Annotated in this window: 21 protein-coding genes and 1 other annotated feature; of the genes, 12 read left to right on the plus strand and 9 right to left on the minus strand. The window is 42.0% G+C overall.

Features of this window, described 5'->3' with window-relative positions; genetic code table 11:
* Positions 1 to 42: 42 nt before the first annotated feature.
* Entirely contained in the window at positions 43 to 1,164 is a 1,122-nt protein-coding gene (locus LC20001_RS04720; protein ID WP_010011918.1) for an NAD(P)-dependent alcohol dehydrogenase, read from the minus strand.
* 207 nt (positions 1,165 to 1,371) lie between these two features.
* Positions 1,372 to 2,364: an AraC family transcriptional regulator gene (locus tag LC20001_RS04725; protein ID WP_010011917.1), complete on the minus strand. Its 993-nt coding sequence runs from the start codon at positions 2,362 to 2,364 to the stop codon at positions 1,372 to 1,374.
* A gap of 130 nt (positions 2,365 to 2,494) precedes the next feature.
* On the opposite strand from LC20001_RS04725, the gene LC20001_RS04730 reads away from it, so the two are divergent.
* The 7 genes from LC20001_RS04730 to LC20001_RS04760 all read left to right on the plus strand — a co-directional run bounded on the left by LC20001_RS04730 (position 2,495) and on the right by LC20001_RS04760 (position 9,205).
* Complete coding sequence (locus tag LC20001_RS04730) at positions 2,495 to 3,799, plus strand: MFS transporter (RefSeq protein ID WP_010011916.1); 1,305 nt, start codon at positions 2,495 to 2,497, stop codon at positions 3,797 to 3,799.
* Between the two features lie 20 nt (positions 3,800 to 3,819).
* Positions 3,820 to 5,274 carry a rhamnulokinase gene (gene rhaB / locus LC20001_RS04735; protein WP_010011914.1) on the plus strand — a complete coding sequence of 485 codons (1,455 nt, stop codon included), beginning with the start codon at positions 3,820 to 3,822 and terminating at the stop codon, positions 5,272 to 5,274.
* A 43-nt stretch (positions 5,275 to 5,317) separates the two neighbouring features.
* Positions 5,318 to 5,632, plus strand: coding sequence for an L-rhamnose mutarotase (gene rhaM, locus LC20001_RS04740; protein ID WP_010011913.1), 315 nt, complete (start codon positions 5,318 to 5,320; stop codon positions 5,630 to 5,632).
* Positions 5,633 to 5,706: 74 nt separating this feature from the next.
* Positions 5,707 to 6,972 (plus strand): L-rhamnose isomerase, encoded by a 1,266-nt coding sequence (locus tag LC20001_RS04745; protein WP_010011911.1) that lies wholly within the window; start codon positions 5,707 to 5,709, stop codon positions 6,970 to 6,972.
* A gap of 287 nt (positions 6,973 to 7,259) precedes the next feature.
* On the plus strand, positions 7,260 to 8,111 hold the full coding sequence (gene rhaD, locus LC20001_RS04750) for a rhamnulose-1-phosphate aldolase (protein ID WP_010011909.1): 852 nt from the start codon (positions 7,260 to 7,262) through the stop codon (positions 8,109 to 8,111).
* Positions 8,112 to 8,261: 150 nt separating this feature from the next.
* On the plus strand, positions 8,262 to 8,978 hold the full coding sequence (locus LC20001_RS04755; protein WP_050781709.1) for a YczE/YyaS/YitT family protein: 717 nt from the start codon (positions 8,262 to 8,264) through the stop codon (positions 8,976 to 8,978).
* Positions 8,979 to 9,013: 35 nt separating this feature from the next.
* Entirely contained in the window at positions 9,014 to 9,205 is a 192-nt protein-coding gene (locus tag LC20001_RS04760; RefSeq protein WP_010011907.1) for a hypothetical protein, read from the plus strand.
* A gap of 90 nt (positions 9,206 to 9,295) precedes the next feature.
* Here the strand turns inward: LC20001_RS04760 and LC20001_RS04765 are convergent, their stop codons facing one another.
* Positions 9,296 to 9,484 (minus strand): hypothetical protein, encoded by a 189-nt coding sequence (locus LC20001_RS04765; protein WP_010011906.1) that lies wholly within the window; start codon positions 9,482 to 9,484, stop codon positions 9,296 to 9,298.
* Between the two features lie 12 nt (positions 9,485 to 9,496).
* On the opposite strand from LC20001_RS04765, the gene LC20001_RS14580 reads away from it, so the two are divergent.
* Positions 9,497 to 9,721 (plus strand): group II intron maturase-specific domain-containing protein, encoded by a 225-nt coding sequence (locus tag LC20001_RS14580; protein WP_225358755.1) that lies wholly within the window; start codon positions 9,497 to 9,499, stop codon positions 9,719 to 9,721.
* A gap of 249 nt (positions 9,722 to 9,970) precedes the next feature.
* On the opposite strand, the gene LC20001_RS04775 is transcribed toward LC20001_RS14580, so the two are convergent.
* From LC20001_RS04775 to LC20001_RS04795, 5 genes are all read right to left on the minus strand, one after another.
* Positions 9,971 to 10,729, minus strand: coding sequence for an ABC transporter permease (locus LC20001_RS04775; protein WP_010011903.1), 759 nt, complete (start codon positions 10,727 to 10,729; stop codon positions 9,971 to 9,973).
* Positions 10,730 to 10,732: 3 nt separating this feature from the next.
* Entirely contained in the window at positions 10,733 to 11,650 is a 918-nt protein-coding gene (locus tag LC20001_RS04780) for an ABC transporter ATP-binding protein (RefSeq protein ID WP_010011901.1), read from the minus strand.
* Between the two features lie 11 nt (positions 11,651 to 11,661).
* Positions 11,662 to 11,994, minus strand: a complete 333-nt coding sequence (locus tag LC20001_RS04785) for a DUF1048 domain-containing protein (RefSeq protein WP_010011900.1) — start codon at positions 11,992 to 11,994, stop codon at positions 11,662 to 11,664.
* 1 nt (position 11,995) lies between these two features.
* Positions 11,996 to 12,322, minus strand: a complete 327-nt coding sequence (locus LC20001_RS04790; RefSeq protein ID WP_010011899.1) for a PadR family transcriptional regulator — start codon at positions 12,320 to 12,322, stop codon at positions 11,996 to 11,998.
* Positions 12,323 to 12,443: 121 nt separating this feature from the next.
* Positions 12,444 to 12,848, minus strand: a complete 405-nt coding sequence (locus LC20001_RS04795) for a VOC family protein (RefSeq protein ID WP_010011897.1) — start codon at positions 12,846 to 12,848, stop codon at positions 12,444 to 12,446.
* Positions 12,849 to 13,018: 170 nt separating this feature from the next.
* Between LC20001_RS04795 and LC20001_RS04800 the strand changes: the two genes are divergently transcribed.
* Positions 13,019 to 13,777, plus strand: coding sequence for a MerR family transcriptional regulator (locus LC20001_RS04800; RefSeq protein WP_010011895.1), 759 nt, complete (start codon positions 13,019 to 13,021; stop codon positions 13,775 to 13,777).
* A 68-nt stretch (positions 13,778 to 13,845) separates the two neighbouring features.
* On the opposite strand, the gene LC20001_RS04805 is transcribed toward LC20001_RS04800, so the two are convergent.
* Positions 13,846 to 14,667, minus strand: coding sequence for a LysR family transcriptional regulator (locus tag LC20001_RS04805; protein ID WP_056943282.1), 822 nt, complete (start codon positions 14,665 to 14,667; stop codon positions 13,846 to 13,848).
* 345 nt (positions 14,668 to 15,012) lie between these two features.
* On the opposite strand from LC20001_RS04805, the gene LC20001_RS04810 reads away from it, so the two are divergent.
* The 3 genes from LC20001_RS04810 to LC20001_RS04820 all read left to right on the plus strand — a co-directional run bounded on the left by LC20001_RS04810 (position 15,013) and on the right by LC20001_RS04820 (position 17,440).
* Complete coding sequence (locus tag LC20001_RS04810; protein WP_010011892.1) at positions 15,013 to 15,588, plus strand: UbiX family flavin prenyltransferase; 576 nt, start codon at positions 15,013 to 15,015, stop codon at positions 15,586 to 15,588.
* Entirely contained in the window at positions 15,585 to 16,001 is a 417-nt protein-coding gene (lpdD, locus tag LC20001_RS04815) for a prenylated flavin chaperone LpdD (protein WP_010011891.1), read from the plus strand. The genes LC20001_RS04810 and lpdD overlap by 4 nt, the downstream gene beginning before the upstream one ends.
* Before the next feature lie 39 nt (positions 16,002 to 16,040).
* Positions 16,041 to 16,270, plus strand: a binding site (T-box leader).
* A gap of 54 nt (positions 16,271 to 16,324) precedes the next feature.
* Positions 16,325 to 17,440 (plus strand): vitamin B12 independent methionine synthase, encoded by a 1,116-nt coding sequence (locus LC20001_RS04820; RefSeq protein ID WP_010011890.1) that lies wholly within the window; start codon positions 16,325 to 16,327, stop codon positions 17,438 to 17,440.
* Positions 17,441 to 17,479: the final 39 nt, after the last annotated feature.

Consider the following 17,479-nt stretch of genomic DNA (forward strand, 5'->3'; position numbering starts at 1 on the left):
TTACTTCCTACTCGATTCTATAGACTATGAAGAAAATTTAAGTTATTTACCTGGTTGGTAGTCAGGATCAATGACCAAAATTGGCTTGATCGTTTTGCCGCTGATGGAATCAGCGTTAGCTTGGTTGATTTCTGCAAACTTGTAGAACTTTTCAGTTTTATCGAAGTCAAACATTCCTTGACGATAAAATTCAAGTAAACGTGGGATATCAATTTGTGGAATTGAATCGCCCATGTTAACACCAATCACAGATTTGTCATCAACACAAAGATCATTCCAAGTGTCAACATCAATGTGGTGTGCAGTAACGGCGATACATGCAGAGACACCGCCTTGTGCCAATGCTTTAATAGAAGATTCCATTACGGCAGTGACCCCAGTTGTATCAACTGCATAAGTGACCCCATGACCGTTTGTCAGTGCTTTGATAGCTGCAACTGGATCTTCATTTTTACTGTTGATCGTGTTAGTTGCGCCTAATTCCTTAGCCAAGGCCAAACGTTCGTCAACGATATCAACGGCGATAACGCGAGTACAACCAGAGATCCGGCCGGCCATCATGGCAGCCAAACCGACGGCACCAGTACCGAAGACCGCGATCGTATCACCAGGACGTGGTTGTAGTGTGTTCAAAACGGTACCACTACCAGTGACGTAACCACAGCCTAAAGGTCCTAATTTCCGTAGGTCTAGATCCTTAGGAACTTTGACTGCATTACGTTCCCGAACAACCGTGGTCGTGGTGAATGAAGACTGATCGAACATATCAGCAATTTTTTCACCATTTTCAGTAAAGTGTGCAGTTCCATCAGGGCGGACACCGGAAAGGTTGTTATCCGCATAATGTAAACATTGAGTTGGGATACCTTTTAGACAATTTTCACAATTGCCGCAAGCATAAAACGACATGATCACATGATCACCAGGCTTGAAGTTTTGTACATGGGAGCCGACTTTTTCAACGATCCCAGAACCTTCATGGCCGAGAATGATCGGGTAACCAATTGTAGCATCACCTTTACGCAATGCTTCATCAGAATGGCAAACACCACTTGCTACCATGTGGACTTGAATATCGTCGTCTTGCATTTCCGCAAGTTCGATATCATTCTTCATTGTGAATTGTGCACCTTGTTTATCAACAACAGCTGCCTGAATTTTCAATATATGTCACTCCTTGATGGACTAAATTTGTTTTCATTGAGAATTATTTCACATAAATATTACGAATGCAATCACTCAAGGACTGATTAAGCTAAGTGGTGAAGATATGATAACGTTATCTAATTTATAAAGCGCTTTATAATAGCTGCTTCATGAAACTGACAGCATCTATTCATAATTTTTAGTATCATATATACATATTAACAGTTATTTGCTGGCCTGTTTGCGTGCAGCACTGGGCATGATATGGTATTGCTTTTTATATTTATCATAGAAAAAATTTTTGTTTGAAATCCCAACTTTCTCAATAATATCAGTGATCGGTAGGGTCGTTGAAGTGATCAAAGTATGGGCTTGGATCATGCGTTCTTGTGTTAATGCTTCAGAAAAGGTTTTGCCAACCTCTTGTTTAAAGATATTGCTCAAATAGTTCTTATTATAATTATATTTCCGAGCAATTTTATCTAAAGTAATATTTTGGTAGTTCTGAATGATGTCACGTAGGATCTTGATCATTAACTGTTGGCTGGACGAGGCCTGTTTTGTTTGAATGGTATAGTTACGAACCAATTGTGTCAATAAAATCGAGAGGTAACTCTTAATGATTGAATCGGAAAATTCGCGATTGGAAAAATATTCCTCAATGATTGTATCTAAAGTCACGCGAACTTCACTATTTTCGGCCTGTTTATGGAAGATCAAATAATTGTTTTGTGGATCACCATCCTTATTAGTTACCCGATTAATTAGAAATTCATAAAGAATACTTTTATTGCGGCGCAGATCGTTTAACAAGTTGATGCTGATATTTTGATCTCTAAATAGCAGGTTGATCAAAATATCATTGTCGCCAAGATAACCGATCGAATGCTGGCTACCAACATCTAATAACACTAAATCACCAGCTTTTAAATGGACCTTCTTACCATTGATTATTTCATCGGCCTTACCAGACAACATATAATTCATTTCGAGAAAAGTGTGGGTGTGCGTCGGGTAAGGGGCGTAGCGATTATGCTTGCTAATATAAATATCTTTATTGCGGAAAAAATAATTATTTAAAACTGGTATATGTCGTGTTGCAGATAAACCGGTATTAATGGCCGAGGTTGGAATGTCATCGTGAAAAATATCACTATTTTTTTGCTCTTGTTCAATTAACGTGGGTTCTTTAAGTAAATCAAGGATACTTTGCTTCAAAACGAGGTGCCTCCTGTAAATATGATATTTTTGTTCAGACTTTATGATATTGCCATCATATCATGAAAGCGGTTAATATGAAATTGCAATTAAGTCATTATTATTTATTATTCTTTTAGGAGGTTAAGGCATGGCTGAAGGATCATTAAAGTCCACGGTACGTGTTTCAATCACAAATTTCCTTGATTCGGGTTGTATTGTTGCCGGATCAGTTGGGATGGCGTCTTGGAGCTCACACTTTGGTCTTAGCACATTTCAAATAGGTATTTTAGGTGCCTTGTCGGCTAACGCATTTGGGGCCGCTTTAGGCGCACTGATCGGGGGACCTTTATCTGATAAGTATGGCCGTCGTTTCATTTATGTTTATGACATGTTAGTTTATATGGTCGGTTGCTTGATGTGCGTATTTGCTAATAGTTTTGCGTTCCTGTTAGCAGGTTTCATCATCACTGGGATCGCCGTTGGTGCTGGGGTTCCAGCATCCTGGTCATATATTGGTGAAACAGCTGCAGGTAATGAACGGGCAAAAAATATTGGGGTTTCCCAGTTTGCTTGGTCACTTGGTCCAGCAGTGATTTTCATTGCGGCATTATTGGTCGCACCATTAGGCTTGTTAGGTTACCGCTTGATTTTTGTTGGTTTGGCTATCGTTGCTTTTATCGCTTGGAACTTGCAGCGGACATTGCCAGAATCACAAGATTGGTTGGATCAGAAGGCGGAAGAAAAGAAGACTGGACATAAGAGCAAGGCAGATGCCCATCCGTACCGCACCTTATTCTCCAACAAAACTTCCATCAAATGGTTATTCTTCCTGATCGGTGTTTACGCTTTATGGAATTTAGTTGCTGGTTCTCAAGGTATGTTTTTACCGTATATTTTTGAAAGTGTTGTTAAGCTTGATGCAACACAATCTAGTTTGTTGAATATTGTGATCTGGGTATTGACCGCTTGTGGCACTTACTTTGGTTTTGCCAAGTATGGCGATAAAGTTAATCATCGTTTGTTCTTCGCAATCGGTGCAACAATGGCATTACTTTCCTGGATTATCTTGACCCTCTTTGGGATGAGTCAATCATGGGCATTATGGATTTTCGCCGCACTTTGGGGGATCTCAGCCGGGATCGGTGCTCAAGCTTGGTATGCGCTATGGGCAACTGAGCTTTTCCCGACCCAGTTCCGGGCTGGTTCTCAAGGTATTATGTTCTTTATTGTTCGTGCTTCTGCCGGTGCTTATACGATTTTTGTTCCAACTATTATGGAAAAACTTGGTTTCAGTGTTGGTGGTTATATTATGATCGCAATTCTGATCGTATCCTTGCTAGTTGGGATCATTTGGACACCGAAGACCCGCGGCAAGAGCTTGGAAGAGATCACCAAGGAACAATATGGGGAAGACTTCCTGACACAAAGTCAACGCGATACACTGAATAAATAATGAATTTGAGGTGTTAACGAATGAATACGTATGTAGCAGTTGATATCGGTGCTTCAAGTGGTCGCTTGATCCTCGGCACGGTTGCTGAAGGTCGGTTGAAACTTGAAGAAGTGCATCGGTTTAAAAATGGATTTAATAGTGAAGATGGCCATGATTGTTGGCAGATCGACCATCTTGTTGATGAAATATTAGCCGGTTTAGTCAAAATCAAAGCCCGCGGCATTAATCGCGTTAACTTAGGTATTGATACTTGGGCAGTTGATTACGTGCTAGTTGATGAAGATGGCAATAAATTACATGATCCGATTGCCTATCGTGATTCGCGAACTAATTCAGCGATCACTAATTTAACTTCAACCTTACCAAAAGAATATATTTATGAAAAAACGGGTATTCAGTTCCAGAATTTCAATACCTTATATCAGCTTTATACCGAAGATAAGGCCGTTCTTGAAAAGACGGATAAGATCATGATGATCCCAGACTATTTAGGCTATATTCTGACCGGTAATGCAGTTACTGAAGTCACTAATGCGTCAACCACGCAGATGTTGAATTTACGGCAAGGGCTGTTTGACAAAGATCTGATGAGTGAAGTTAATGTTGAAGCTGATCAGTTCCCGCATTTAGTTGAAGCGGGCACCTTATTAGGGGCTGTCCGGCGTAAATGGCGTAAACGTTATGATATTCCGGAAACTGATGTGATTACGACCGCGACCCATGATACGGCCAGCGCAGTTGTTGGTACGCCAGGCTTTGGCGATAACTGGGCCTTTCTAAGTTCAGGTACTTGGTCATTGCTGGGGGCCGAACTTAATACGCCAGAAAATGGGTTGGCTGCTTTTCGTGAGAATTACACCAATGAGTGGGGTGCTTACGGGACTTACCGTTTCCTGAAAAATATTATGGGCCTGTGGATCATCCAAAAGGTAAAAGAAGAACTGAACGATCAGTATTCCTTTGCTGAATTGGCGGCACTTGCGGAAAAGGAGGAATCGTTTAAAGTCTTCATTGACGTTAACGATCTGCGTTTCCAAAATCCGGAGAATATGATCCAAGAATTACAGGCTTATGCTAAGGAAACTAACCAATTTGTACCCAAAACACCAGGTGAAATTGCGCGGGCGATCTACGATAATTTGTCCTTATATTATGCGGATTCAGTCCATAAACTGAGTACGATCATCGGGCATCCGATCACGACCTTGAACATTGTCGGTGGCGGCTCTAATGTTGCTTTGATGAATCAGTTGACCGCGGATCTTGGTGGCGTGACGGTGGTTGCTGGGCCAGGTGAAGCAACTGCTATCGGTAACATTATCGTACAGATGATCACCAGTGGTGAGCTTAAGGATGTGGTTGCCGGGCGGCATTTGATCGCCGATTCATTCAACTTAAAGACCTTTGTGCCCCAGGCAGATGCCTATCAAGGTGTTTTAGCTAAATACCAAGCATTCTTGGCCAGTAACCAATAATTTAGGTCATAAATCAAAACTTGTAAGGAGAGGTGTGTAATTGATGAAGCGGATCGCACAAGTGATGTACATTAATCCAGATTCTTATGACGAATACGCTAAGCGGCATGCAGAACTTTGGCCAGAAATGAAAACTGCGCTTAAGGAACATGGGGCTACCAACTATTCGATCTATCTCAATCGCGCTAACGGTCAGACTTTGGCGTACTTGGAAGTACCTGATGTTGCTGCTTATAATGCCATTGCTAATACTGATATTTGTAAGAAGTGGTGGCACTATATGGCGCCGATCATGAAGACAAACCCTGATGAAAGTCCGGTAGCCGATGATCTTGAAGAAGTCTTTCATTTAGATTAATGCCGGCGTAAGTTGTATTAATTAAGGATTTAAATTTTAAAAAACTAATCTTAGCAAAAAGAGGAGCTATTATAATGGTTCAAAAACAATCAGTTGATCAAGCTTATGAAATTGCCAAGGCACGTTATGCTGAACTTGGTGTTGATACCGAAGCAGTTATGGCAGAATTAAAGAAAGTTAAATTGTCACTTCATTGCTGGCAAGGCGATGATATCCATGGTTTCCTATTCCCAGGTCAAGCCTTAACTGGTGGGATCGGTGTCAGTGGTAACTACCCTGGTATTGCCCGCACCCCAGATGAATTATCTGGCGATCTACACGAAGCATTGTCATTGATTCCTGGTAGTCATAAAGTTCAATTACATGCTATTTATGCAGTTACTAATAAAAAGAAGGACTTAGACGAAATCGAACCAGAAGATTTCAAGTATTGGGTCGACTGGGCTAAACAAGAAAGAATTGGCTTGGATATGAACGGCACCTTCTTCTCTCATCCTAAGGTCAAGGAAAACTTTACTTTAGCTAGCCCTGAAGCAGGTATCCGTGATTTCTGGATCGAACATGGTAAACGGACTCGTGCAGTTGCTAATTACTTCGGTGAACAATTAGGCCAACAATCAGTTAATAACTTGTGGATTCCAGATGGCTTTAAAGACAATCCAGTTGATAAAGCAACACCGCGTTTGCGCTTAATCAAGTCATTAGACGCGATTGACGAAAAACAATATGACGAAAAGAACACGATTGAAGCCTTCGAAGGTAAATTATTCGGGACAGGGATCGAATCTTACACGGTTGGTTCACATTTATTCTACAATAACTATGCCATCACCCGGAACAAGTTATGGACGATCGACGCTGGACACTGGCATCCAACCGAAGATGTTTCGGATAAGTTCTCTGCCTTCTTACCATTTGGTAAAGGGTTGATGTTACATGTTTCTCGTCCTGTTCGTTGGGATAGTGATCATGTTGTTATCTTCGATGAAGCATTGGTTCGGATCACACGTTCATTGGTTCGGGACAACGAATTAAGCAAGACTAATATCGGCCTTGATTTCTTCGATGCAACGATCAACCGGGTTGCAGCTTGGGTCATTGGTGCGCGCGCAACACAAAAGGCTTTATTACAAGCTATGCTCGAACCAATTGATCAATTGAAGAAAGCCGAATTGAACTACGACTTCACCCAACGTTTAGTTGAAACTGAAGAATTGAAATCTTATCCATTTGCCGCTGTTTGGGATAAATTCTGCCAAGACAATGGCACACCTGTTGGCATGGACTGGATGAAGAATATTCGTCAATATGAAAAAGACGTTCAATTCAAGCGTGACTAAACTAAGAAGGTGTCTGGAAAAGCGTTCAGATTTTGCGTACTAGCTTACTACTACGCAATAGCTCCCTCTATTGTGAAGGAGTAGGCTAGGCGACAAAGGGCTCTGGTTTGCGAATTAGTAACCCTGTCTGGTATTTGTTAGATAGAGTTGTTAAGAACAAACGACAATGCTTTTTCAACCTCGTTTTAACCTAAAAGATTATTGCTCCGTGTAAAGACGGAGCAATTTTCGCTGAAACAGATTTAAAAAATACAAATCCTTAAGTAACGAAAAGGAGATCATTGATCTTGACTAAAGAAAAATTTATTAATTCACCATATGCTGACGAAATGCGTAAAATCACCCTCGGTTTGTACACTCACGGCTGGGACGAACGGAATGGCGGTAATGTTAGTTATCGTTTGACCAAAGAAGAAGTCAGCCAATATGCTGATGTTGACACAGTATTGCGTAACGTAAAAATTGATTTTGATGCTAGTGAATTAGCGGGTCAATACTTCTTAGTTACTGGTACTGGTCGCTACTTCAAGAATGTTTATGATCATTGTGAACGCGATGCTGGCTTGGTTCAGATCGCCGCAGATGGCCATAGTGTCGACATTCATTGGGGCTTCAACGATGGCGGCCAACCCACCAGTGAATTCCCAGCACATTTGATGACCCATATCAATCGTCTAAAAGTAGATTCTGACCAACGCATCGTTATGCATTGCCACCCAACTAATTTAGTTGGCATGAGTTTCACGGTACCGTTAGATGAAAAAACATTTAGCCGTATTTTATGGAAAATGCAAGCAGAATCAATCGTTGTCTTCCCTGAAGGTCTTGGTGTGATTCCTTATATGACACCTGGTACTAATGATATTGGTGCAGCAACTGCGGCTAAAATGAAAGACTTCCGGGTTGTTTTGTGGCCACATCACGGGATCTTTGCCGCTGGTGATTCGATGGATGAAACCTTTGGCTTGATCGAAACAGTTGAAAAAGCTGCTTTGATCTATACAACTGTTCAAGCACAAGGCGGCCATTTCTTACAAGAAATTACGGATAAAGACTTGGCTGATTTGGCGGCTCGTTTCAGTATCAAACCAAATCCTGATTTCTTAACTGGGAAATCGTTGGTAGAAGGTAAAAAATAGTCTACTTTCAATGGTAAGTGAGTTTTATAAAGTGGTTAAAATTACTTTATGGAACATGCTTCAACGCTAATGTTCGAAAAACAAAGAGGTTGTGACATATGTAATGTATGTTGCGACCTCTTTGTTATTTAAAGCTCAATTGGTTAGGGGATGAGCAACATCGATGAGCGACGATCAAATGATTTAATGATGCGCTGGGGGTATCTTGGTTTATCACTATTGATCAATGCGACTGGCCATTCATTGACCATTGCAACTAATTTAGGAAGCGCCGTTTGGACTGCTTCGGCGGTGAATTTATATCATTTATGGCCCTTAAGTTTGCGGCTGACCTTATTTATTTGCGGTGTTTTAGTGGCCTTAGCAAATATGGTTTTGACCCGCAAACTTTCGTGGCGGCGTTTTTTAGGTAATTTACTTTTTATCACGCCGTTTAGTTATTTAATTCAATTATTTACGCAGGCTATTGTGCATTTAGGTATTAATCAGCTACCATTAGGATTAAGAGTTGTTGTGGATATTTTTGGTATTCTTTGTGTTGCTTTAGCAACGTCGATTTATCAACGGGCCAATATTGTGTTGCATCCCAATGATGATTTCATGCAAATATTACGCTTCCGCTACTTAAAAGGCAGTGCGACGATTGCCCAAATGGTCCATTATATTCCGCCAGTATTGATCATGCTCATAACTTTCCTTGTGTCCGGACATTTATTTGCTGTCAATATTGGCACTGTGGTTTGTTTGTTTTTTCAGGGGACGTTCATTGGCTTCTTTGATGGACATACTTTTAAGCGTTTAAAGCATTATGGTATTAGCGGGCTGTCACGGGTCACTGCAGTTCAATCGGTTACCGGACATAAGTAGATAAGGACAGTCGCTTGAGCAGGGAGGTCAAGCAAGTGCGAAGTTTTAGTTACAAAGGTCTAAAAAGTTACTTAACAACGTTAGGCGATTTTAGTGAAATCGATGTTTATGTGATGGAAACGCCTAGTCGGTGCTACCATGTGTATGTCCATCAGTTACAAGATCTAGAGCAACTGACACGACAAGCTATTTTTAATGTTGATAATAATAAAATTGAGCATGGTTGACAAAAAAACTAGTAGCGCTGAGGTTTAATTCAGCGCCACTAGTTTTTTACTTTTATTATTTTTAGATTAAAGGGTAGCACCACCAGCGTATTATTTACCGGTGTACTCTTGATCCTTAGTTGCGACGGTTAAACCGACAATGTTTTTGTGATAGCCAGGTGTGAAGAGACTGACGACATAGCTGATAACAAAGGCCGAGATAAAGGAAACACAACTAACAATAAAAGGTGAAACCGCGGCTGCCTGAACAAAATAAGTGATGATCGCAGCTGCGATCAAGCCAAATTACGAATCAAGGCTAAACTAAAGCAAATCACCAAACGTAATCGCGGTCGTAGTCTTGACCTGATTATGCACGAAATTCGCCAAGTAATGACTGGCTGGCTCAACTATTATGGCATTGGTCACATGAAGAAGTTTATCCATGAGCTGAATCAGTGGCTCAAGCACCGATTGCGTCAATATGTCTGGAAACAGTGGAAGAAGATTGGCACGAAAATCGTCAATTTGATCTAGATATTTCCAGACACGATACCTGGATTTGGGCCAATACCCGTAAGGGCTACTTGGGCCATAAGTGGTCACGGTGTCGTCAACTATTCGATGAAAAACGAAGTGCTCGCCCGTTGGGGATATCAAGATATCGCCCAACAGTACGAGCACATTTACTCAAACTATTGAACCGCCGTATACGGAACCGTACGTACGATGGTGTGAGAGGACGGTAATTGAACTAATCAATTACTTCCTACTCGCGTTTTAAAGTTATGCGTGGCGGTAGATTCGTGTACCAAGCAAGTAAGAAACAATAGTGATACCGACTAACCAAGCTAATGCAATCCAGCCATGATCACCGATCGGCTGGGCCGCCAGTAATTGCCGGAGTGCTTGGATCACATGGGTCATTGGTTGGTTTTCCGCAAAAATACGGACGAACTTGGGCATCCCCGTCACGGGTACAAAGGCCGAACTGATAAATAACAGTAACAACACTAAGTAAGAGAAGGCACTGGCGCCGTCAATACTGTTGGCTGCCAAGGCAAAGGGGACTGATAACCAAGTGACAGCAATTGCAAAACCAATTAGCAGTAATAGTACCAGCAGCCATTCACCTAAGGAAGCATCGCTACGAAAGCCGACTATGAACCCAACTGCTAAAACAATCAAAGTTGAAGTCATCATAAAAACGACTGAAGCTACTGCTTGACCGTTGAGCACAGCTGATTTTGAGATTGGTAGTGTTTTGAAGCGGTCAAACATACCGGAAGTTTTGTCCATATTGATCCGTAGTGCAGTATAAGCAGAGCCAGTGGCGACTGTCATTAGCAAGATGCCCGGTAATACATAGTTGACGTATTGCGCGTGGCTGATGCCATCGATCTGAATTGCGCCACCAAAAATATAAACCATTAATAGCAATAAAGCGATTGGCATCAAAACAACGGTGATGATCGTATCCAGACTGCGTAGATTATGTTTGATCAGCCGTCCAGCCAGTGTGAAAGTATCGCTAATAAAAGTCATCACTTAAGCCTCCTTGGTTAATTGCAAGAAAACATCATCCAATGTTGGTGCGGTGACTTGGAAGTTTGTCGGTTGCAAATCGTTTTTTGTTAAAAGAGAAAGAACTTCTAATGCAGTGGTAACACTATCGGGCAGCACCACTGTCATTGTGACCTCGTCAGTCGTTTGTGGTTGGGAATTTTTGAGTAGCGGTAACGCTAATTGTAATTTGTCCGGTGTTACAAAGGTCAGTAGCATTTTTTCTGGTCCCGCTAAATGTTTCATTTCTGTTGGTGTGCCGGTAGCAATGATCGTACCTTGACCAAGAAAACCAATTTCATCAGCCAATTGGTCAGCTTCCTCTAGATATTGTGTGGTCAAGAAAATCGTTTTGCCTTGCTGTTTTAGACCACGAATTGCTTGCCATAGATCGTTGCGACTAGTCGGATCCAGGCCGGTGGTTGGTTCATCGAGAAAAAGAATCTCCGGATCGCCGACTAAACTCATCGCCAGATCTAGTCGCCGCCGCATTCCGCCAGAATAATCAGCAACTCGTTTATTAGCCGCAGCGGTCAATTTAAATTGTGCTAAAAGATCGTTAGCAACTTGTTGCGGCTGTTTGATATGCCGTAGCTTGGCAATCAAAACTAAATTTTCGCTACCGGTCAAAACATCGTCGACCGTTGAATTTTGTGCACTAAAACTGAATAAACGTTGGATCTTACGTAAATCTGTTTTGACATCTAGTTGGTTAACAGTGACTGCACCCGCATCTGCATCAAGTAATCCTGTAATGATTTTTAGTAAAGTGCTTTTACCACTCCCGTTGGCACCAAGTAAGGCGTAGATACTGCCACGAGTGACATCGAGGCTGACCCCAGTTAAGACTTTTTGTTCTTTGAACTGTTTTTGAATTCGTTCAATGGTGATGATTTTAGGCATGGTGGGTCCTCCTAACTATTTTTTTTATAACTTTTACGCAATTGATTACGTTTTTTATCGATCCAAGTTTCTTCAGGGTATTCGCTGAGTAGATTATCAGCAAAGTCGGCGATATCAGCACCGACGACATCTTCAACGCTGGAGCCATCAGCAGCTGCCGCTTCGAACATTTCCAGGACTGAGCCTAATATATCGTAAATACCACTGCCTTTAGCCCAATTCATTAGATACTTTTCTAAAGCATCCTGTGCTTGTTTGAACTCTGGTGGTAAAGCGTTGACTCGTTTGCGATAATCACGATAAGTTTTCTTTTCTGCCCGCATTTTTTTTAAATAATTGATCATATTAATCATCCTCCCCTTGTAATTTAGCCATTTGCGCGGATAGAAAAGCCCAATGCTGCCAAAAAGTGGCTAGGGTAGTTTCACCAGCGGCATTTAAGCGATAAAACTTACGTGCAGGCCCTAGACTAGACTTTTTCTTTTCGACTGTGACCAGTTGATGTTTTTCCAAACGCATTAAAATAGTATAAACAGTTCCTTCGACGACATCTTCAAAGCCGTGATCATTAAGGTATTTGGTGATCTCGTAGCCGTAGGTTTCGCCGGTGCTGATTTTTTGCAGAACGATACCTTCGAGAACACCTTTTAGCATTTCCGTCGAAATTTTCATCTTTTGATAACCCCCACTACTTTGTATTAATGAGTACTGCTACATAGTATAACGAGGTAGCTATGTTGTCAACTCATTTAAATAAAAAAATATCGTAGTCAAATTGACTACGATAAGAAGATTATGCAGCGCGATGAACTAATTGCCACGTAATGCCGAATTGATCAGTGACCCAGGCGGCTTTATCAAATTGAGCGATTGGTTCAGGTCCCATCAAAACGTGACCAGAACTAGCCAATGTTGTGAAAATGCGGTCAAATAGGTGAGTGTCACTAAATTCAATGAATTGTGACGTCTGCCAGCTGGCAGGCGGCGCTTCTTTTGGAGTGAAGTCGAGGGCGTAAAATGATTGCCCCATGAGTGTAAAGCTGGCGTTGTAAACTTTACCGGTCAATTCTGGTTGCTCGTCACCGAAATAAGTTAGTTCGATCAATTCGCTATTGGGAAAAAGTTGCACATAAAAATTCACAGCGGCTGCAGCGGTGCCGGGGAAACTAAAAAATGAAATTGGCCGATCTTGTTCCATGCAAATACACTTCCTTAAATAACTTATTTTATTTTTAGTTTATCATGGTAACGCTAACATAAAAACTTTTTTGCGTAACTGGAAAAAGCCTTGACCTTGACGTTACGTTAACCTGTAAGCTAACTTATAAGCAAGTGATTTACGGAATAAATACAAATGGAGGTGTTCAAGTGTATACGATTCAACAATTAGCACAGTTAGCTGGGGTCAGCACGCGAACCTTACGTTACTATGATCAAATTGGCTTGCTCAAAGCACCGCGTGATACAAACGGCTACCGGTTATATGGTGAAACCGAGGTTGATCGTCTACAGGAGATCTGTTTTCTCCGTTTGTTTGAACTGAAATTAGACCAGATCCAGCAGATCATTCAGCAGCCAGCAGCGACGCGCATGCAAGCCCTGCGGCAACAGCGTACCAAAATTGTGCATGAGCAAGCGCGTTTAGCACGTTTACTGCAGACGCTGGATCAGGTATTGGACACAGAGAAAGGAGTCACCACAATGACTGATCAAGAAAAATTTGCGGCTTTTAAAGCCGAACAGGTCGCAACAAATGAAAATAACTATGGTAAAGAAATTAGAGCTAAGTATGGTGAAGAAGCGGTCGCGCAAAGTAATCAGCGATATTTGAACTTAACCGCCGCTGAAATGGGCGCGATGGAACGCATTGATGCGGAACTAATGGTAACGTTGGCTGAAGTGATCGCTAGTCAGCAGCTTAATAGTCCAGCAGCAAGGCGTGTTTTTACGCGCCATAAAAAATGGCTCAGCTACTCTTGGTCCACTTATTCTGCTGCAGCTCATCGGGGATTGGGCGAAATGTATATCAATGATCCACGGTTTGCAAAATACTATAATGAGGGCGCTCATTCACCGGAAGCGGCAAACTGGCTCAACCGAATTATTCAACAATATGCTCACGACTAACATCATTGGATTGCCGCGCGTAGGTAGCGTAGGAACTGATTGATGGCCGCATTTTGCGGCTGGCGTGGTTAGATCAATTGTAGTTCGCTAAAAATAGGTGTCGTTAACGGCCGCAAATTTAGCTTAGTCGTCATGAAAGGTGCAGCTGAACGTTGAAATAGTAGCGTGACTTGTTGCAAATTTTCAACGACACTTAGGATCGTTTCAATATGAGTGCTTTCAAAGCGCACATTGGGTGTGAAACCAGCGTGCTCGCACAAACTGATCACTTGCTCATAAACACCAGAACCAGGCGGTAATAAAGTAAACTCGAAATCAGCTAATTCAGTCATGCTGATTTCTTTTTTTTGCGCTAAGGGATGAGTGACCGGTAAAATAACCATCAACTGGTCGCGATAAAGATTTTCACTTTGGTAGGACTTATTTAAGTGTTCCGTTTGCAGGTCGCGAACAATGGCGATATCAAAGCTGTTCGTTTGTAATTTTTCGACCAACTGATCACCCTCTAATTCTTGTAAGCGTAAATTGATCTGGGGATAATCAGCCATGAATTTCGTTAATGCCTGCATTAGCCCGTATTGCGAGAGAATAGGGACTGTGCCGATCAGTAAACTACCTCGCTTAAGTGTTTGATATTCCTGCAATTCAGTTTGCATCAGGCTGTACTGTGTCGTGATCAGCTTGGCATAGCGATAAAAGGATTCGCCTGCCTCCGTGATCTCAAGCTGACGCCGATTTTGTGTGCTGACCAAAGTGACCCCAACGATATTTTGAATGGTGTGCAAACGCTTGGATAACGCTGATTGAGTCATATTTAGTTGCTCAGCGGCGCGGGAAATATTTTTCGTTTGGTAAATCTGGATGAAAGCTTGTAGGTCTGCGAGATTCATCGTCTTGTTCCTCCTGTTCTACAAATAAAATTTCACGATTATTTGTTCTTGATTTAGTAGGTGTAGGTCATTAAGGATAACTAACTTGTCTAAACGCGAACTGTTTTGGTCAGCGTTGAAGATATGTGCTAATAGTCCATTTAGGAATAATAATAAGCCTAACCCGATTTGTTCGCAATTATTGACGCTGGTAAACTAGAGAGTGTTGAAGAAGCGCCAATCATGCTTTTTTAACATGTTTGCGCAAATTCAGTTATGGCTTACAATAAACAGTAAGCAATAGACAACTTTTTTAAACGCAATTAGACTAACGAAACGATAAAAATAAAAAACGGAGGCTTTAACATGCGGCGTATTATTATTGGTGTTACGGGTGCTTCAGGGACAATTTATGCGATCGATCTATTGCAAAAACTAGCGCAGATCCCGGATGTTGAAACGCATTTAGTTTTAAGCCAGTGGGCGAAACAAAATTTGGCTTTAGAAACTGATTTTTCTTTAAAAGAAGTTCAGGCAATGGCCGATGTGACTTATAACATTAATGATCAAGGGGCGGCTATTGCTAGTGGCTCGTTTCTTAACGACGGCATGGTGATCGTGCCGGCCAGTATGAAAACTGTTGCGGGAATTGCCACCGGTTTTGGGGATAATTTGATTTCGCGGGCGGCCGATGTCGCTTTAAAGGAACAACGTAAATTGGTGATCGTACCACGGGAAACGCCTTTAAGTGTGATCCATTTAGAGAATTTAACTAAATTGGCACGATTAGGCGTCCAAATTATTCCACCGATTCCAGCTTTTTACGATCATCCACAAACGATACAAGATCTAGTTAATCATCAAACAATGAAATTATTGGATGCACTGGCGATCCCCAATCATGCGGCACCACGTTGGCAAGGGGATGGGGTGACCAAATGAGTCAAGCTACCTTTAGTGTTACCACAAGTGAGTATACAATGGCTGCCCAGGTGCAGCAGATTGGCCCTGACGTTATGATCAATATTACTGGTGGTGATCATCCCCATATTGGCACGGTGACTACCTTTGGCGTGACCACCGCTTTAGCCACGGTACGTTTTCCTAGCCACGATGGGCGTGTGCACAAGGATGATGTGCTGGCAACAATGGTCGCACAACAGATCAAACCGCAAATTACCGGCAGTTGTACGATCACAGCTGGTGTACACGTTGATCAGATCAGCCAGGAGCAGATCAATGCCGCCGCGGGGATGGCGCAAAAGCTGGGTCAGCAAATCAGCGCGTGGCTGGTGGCCCATCCAGTGATTGGCAGTGGACCACAATACTACAGTGATAACGAACAGCCAAAATAAACGACGGTTGACAGTTCTACTTTTCCGCGGTAATCTTTAAATATTGATTAGAAAAAGATGAGTAGATTGTGACGTCGTTTAGTGAGCTTCTGGCAAGTGGGAAGAAGTCGACTTAGCAGTTGAAGATGGTCTTTGGATCGAATCAGTGGTGAGCGTAAGGTAAGCCACTGACGGAATGCGTTCGTTATTACGCAGAGCTAAGTAAGCTCACTGAGGAAATAATTATTATTTCGTATTTAAGGTGGTACCGCGATTTCGTCGCCCTTGACATTTAGTCAGGGGCGTTTTTTTATTTTAAACGTTATTAAGGGGAGGAATTTTTTATGGCAACAGCACCATATCGTTTTGATCAGGTTGGGAGTTTATTACGGACAGCACCACTTAAGCAGGCTCACGAGCAGTTTAAAGTAGGTGACATTGACGCAGCGGAATTACAAAAAGTTCAGCAAGCAGAGATCAAAAAAATTGTCGCTAAACAGGTAGAACTAGGCTTGCATGCAGTTACTGATGGTGAGTTTAGCCGTTCGTGGTGGCACCTTGACTTTTTATGGGGATTAACCGGCGTCGATAAATATGATTATGAAAAAAGTTACAAGTTCCACGGTAGTAAAACGCGGACGGATAACGTCACCTTGACTGGTAAAGTGGCTTACAATCCGGATCATCCGTTTTTTGCCGCATTTAGTTATTTGCAGTCATTAGTTCCTGATGGCGTAGTGGCTAAACAAACGATTCCGTCACCAAGCATGTTGTTCCGTGACAACCGCAGTGATAACGCGGAAAAATTCTATGCCAATCATACCGACTATTTAGATGATCTGGCTACCGCTTATCATAAAACTTTATTGCGTTTTTATTCATTAGGTTGTCAGTACATTCAATTAGATGACACCACCTGGGCCTTTTTGATCGATCGATTAAACGCCACTAAAGATGACCCGGCAGCACATAAGGAATATGAACAAATGGCAGAAGATATCGTGTACGTTGTCAATAAATTATTAACCAATTTGCCAACTGATTTAACGGTTACAACGCATATTTGTCGCGGTAATTTCCGTTCAACCTTCCTGTTTTCTGGCGGTTACGATGTTGTTGCCGATTATTTAGGCGAATTAAACTACGATGGTTTGTTCCTTGAATACGATAACGATCGTGCCGGTGACTTTGCGCCTTTGGCAAAAATCTGGAATCATGAACCGAAGAAACGGATCGTATTGGGCTTGGTGACTTCTAAATTTCCTGAATTAGAAGATCAAGCAACGTTGATCAAACGAATTCATGAAGCGGCACACCACGTACCGTTAGCTAATTTAGCGTTGTCGACGCAATGTGGTTTTGCCTCTACTGAAGAAGGTAATCAACTGACTGCAGAGCAACAGTGGGCTAAATTAAAGCTAGTTATCACGACCGCAAAACAAGTTTGGCCCGAAGCCTAACTAGCACTGTCTGTGTGCACTAAGCCATAGGGCAGAAAG

It is taken from the genome of Loigolactobacillus coryniformis subsp. coryniformis KCTC 3167 = DSM 20001 (assembly GCF_002706425.1).
Lineage (GTDB): Bacteria > Bacillota > Bacilli > Lactobacillales > Lactobacillaceae > Loigolactobacillus > Loigolactobacillus coryniformis.

Bases quoted from the DNA above. Each gene is read 5' to 3' on its own strand.
- LC20001_RS04780 (WP_010011901.1), bottom strand. From the start codon at position 11,650: ATGCCTAAAATCATCACCATTGAACGAATTCAAAAACAGTTCAAAGAA.
- LC20001_RS04805 (WP_056943282.1), bottom strand. From the start codon at position 14,667: ATGAATCTCGCAGACCTACAAGCTTTCATCCAGATTTACCAAACGAAA.
- rhaM (WP_010011913.1), top strand. From the start codon at position 5,318: ATGAAGCGGATCGCACAAGTGATGTACATTAATCCAGATTCTTATGAC.
- LC20001_RS04745 (WP_010011911.1), top strand. From the start codon at position 5,707: ATGGTTCAAAAACAATCAGTTGATCAAGCTTATGAAATTGCCAAGGCA.
- LC20001_RS04785 (WP_010011900.1), bottom strand. From the start codon at position 11,994: ATGATCAATTATTTAAAAAAAATGCGGGCAGAAAAGAAAACTTATCGT.
- rhaB (WP_010011914.1), top strand. From the start codon at position 3,820: ATGAATACGTATGTAGCAGTTGATATCGGTGCTTCAAGTGGTCGCTTG.
- LC20001_RS04790 (WP_010011899.1), bottom strand. From the start codon at position 12,322: ATGAAAATTTCGACGGAAATGCTAAAAGGTGTTCTCGAAGGTATCGTT.
- LC20001_RS04820 (WP_010011890.1), top strand. From the start codon at position 16,325: ATGGCAACAGCACCATATCGTTTTGATCAGGTTGGGAGTTTATTACGG.
- LC20001_RS04755 (WP_050781709.1), top strand. From the start codon at position 8,262: ATGAGCAACATCGATGAGCGACGATCAAATGATTTAATGATGCGCTGG.
- LC20001_RS04795 (WP_010011897.1), bottom strand. From the start codon at position 12,848: ATGGAACAAGATCGGCCAATTTCATTTTTTAGTTTCCCCGGCACCGCT.
- LC20001_RS04810 (WP_010011892.1), top strand. From the start codon at position 15,013: ATGCGGCGTATTATTATTGGTGTTACGGGTGCTTCAGGGACAATTTAT.
- LC20001_RS04730 (WP_010011916.1), top strand. From the start codon at position 2,495: ATGGCTGAAGGATCATTAAAGTCCACGGTACGTGTTTCAATCACAAAT.
- lpdD (WP_010011891.1), top strand. From the start codon at position 15,585: ATGAGTCAAGCTACCTTTAGTGTTACCACAAGTGAGTATACAATGGCT.
- LC20001_RS04775 (WP_010011903.1), bottom strand. From the start codon at position 10,729: ATGACTTTTATTAGCGATACTTTCACACTGGCTGGACGGCTGATCAAA.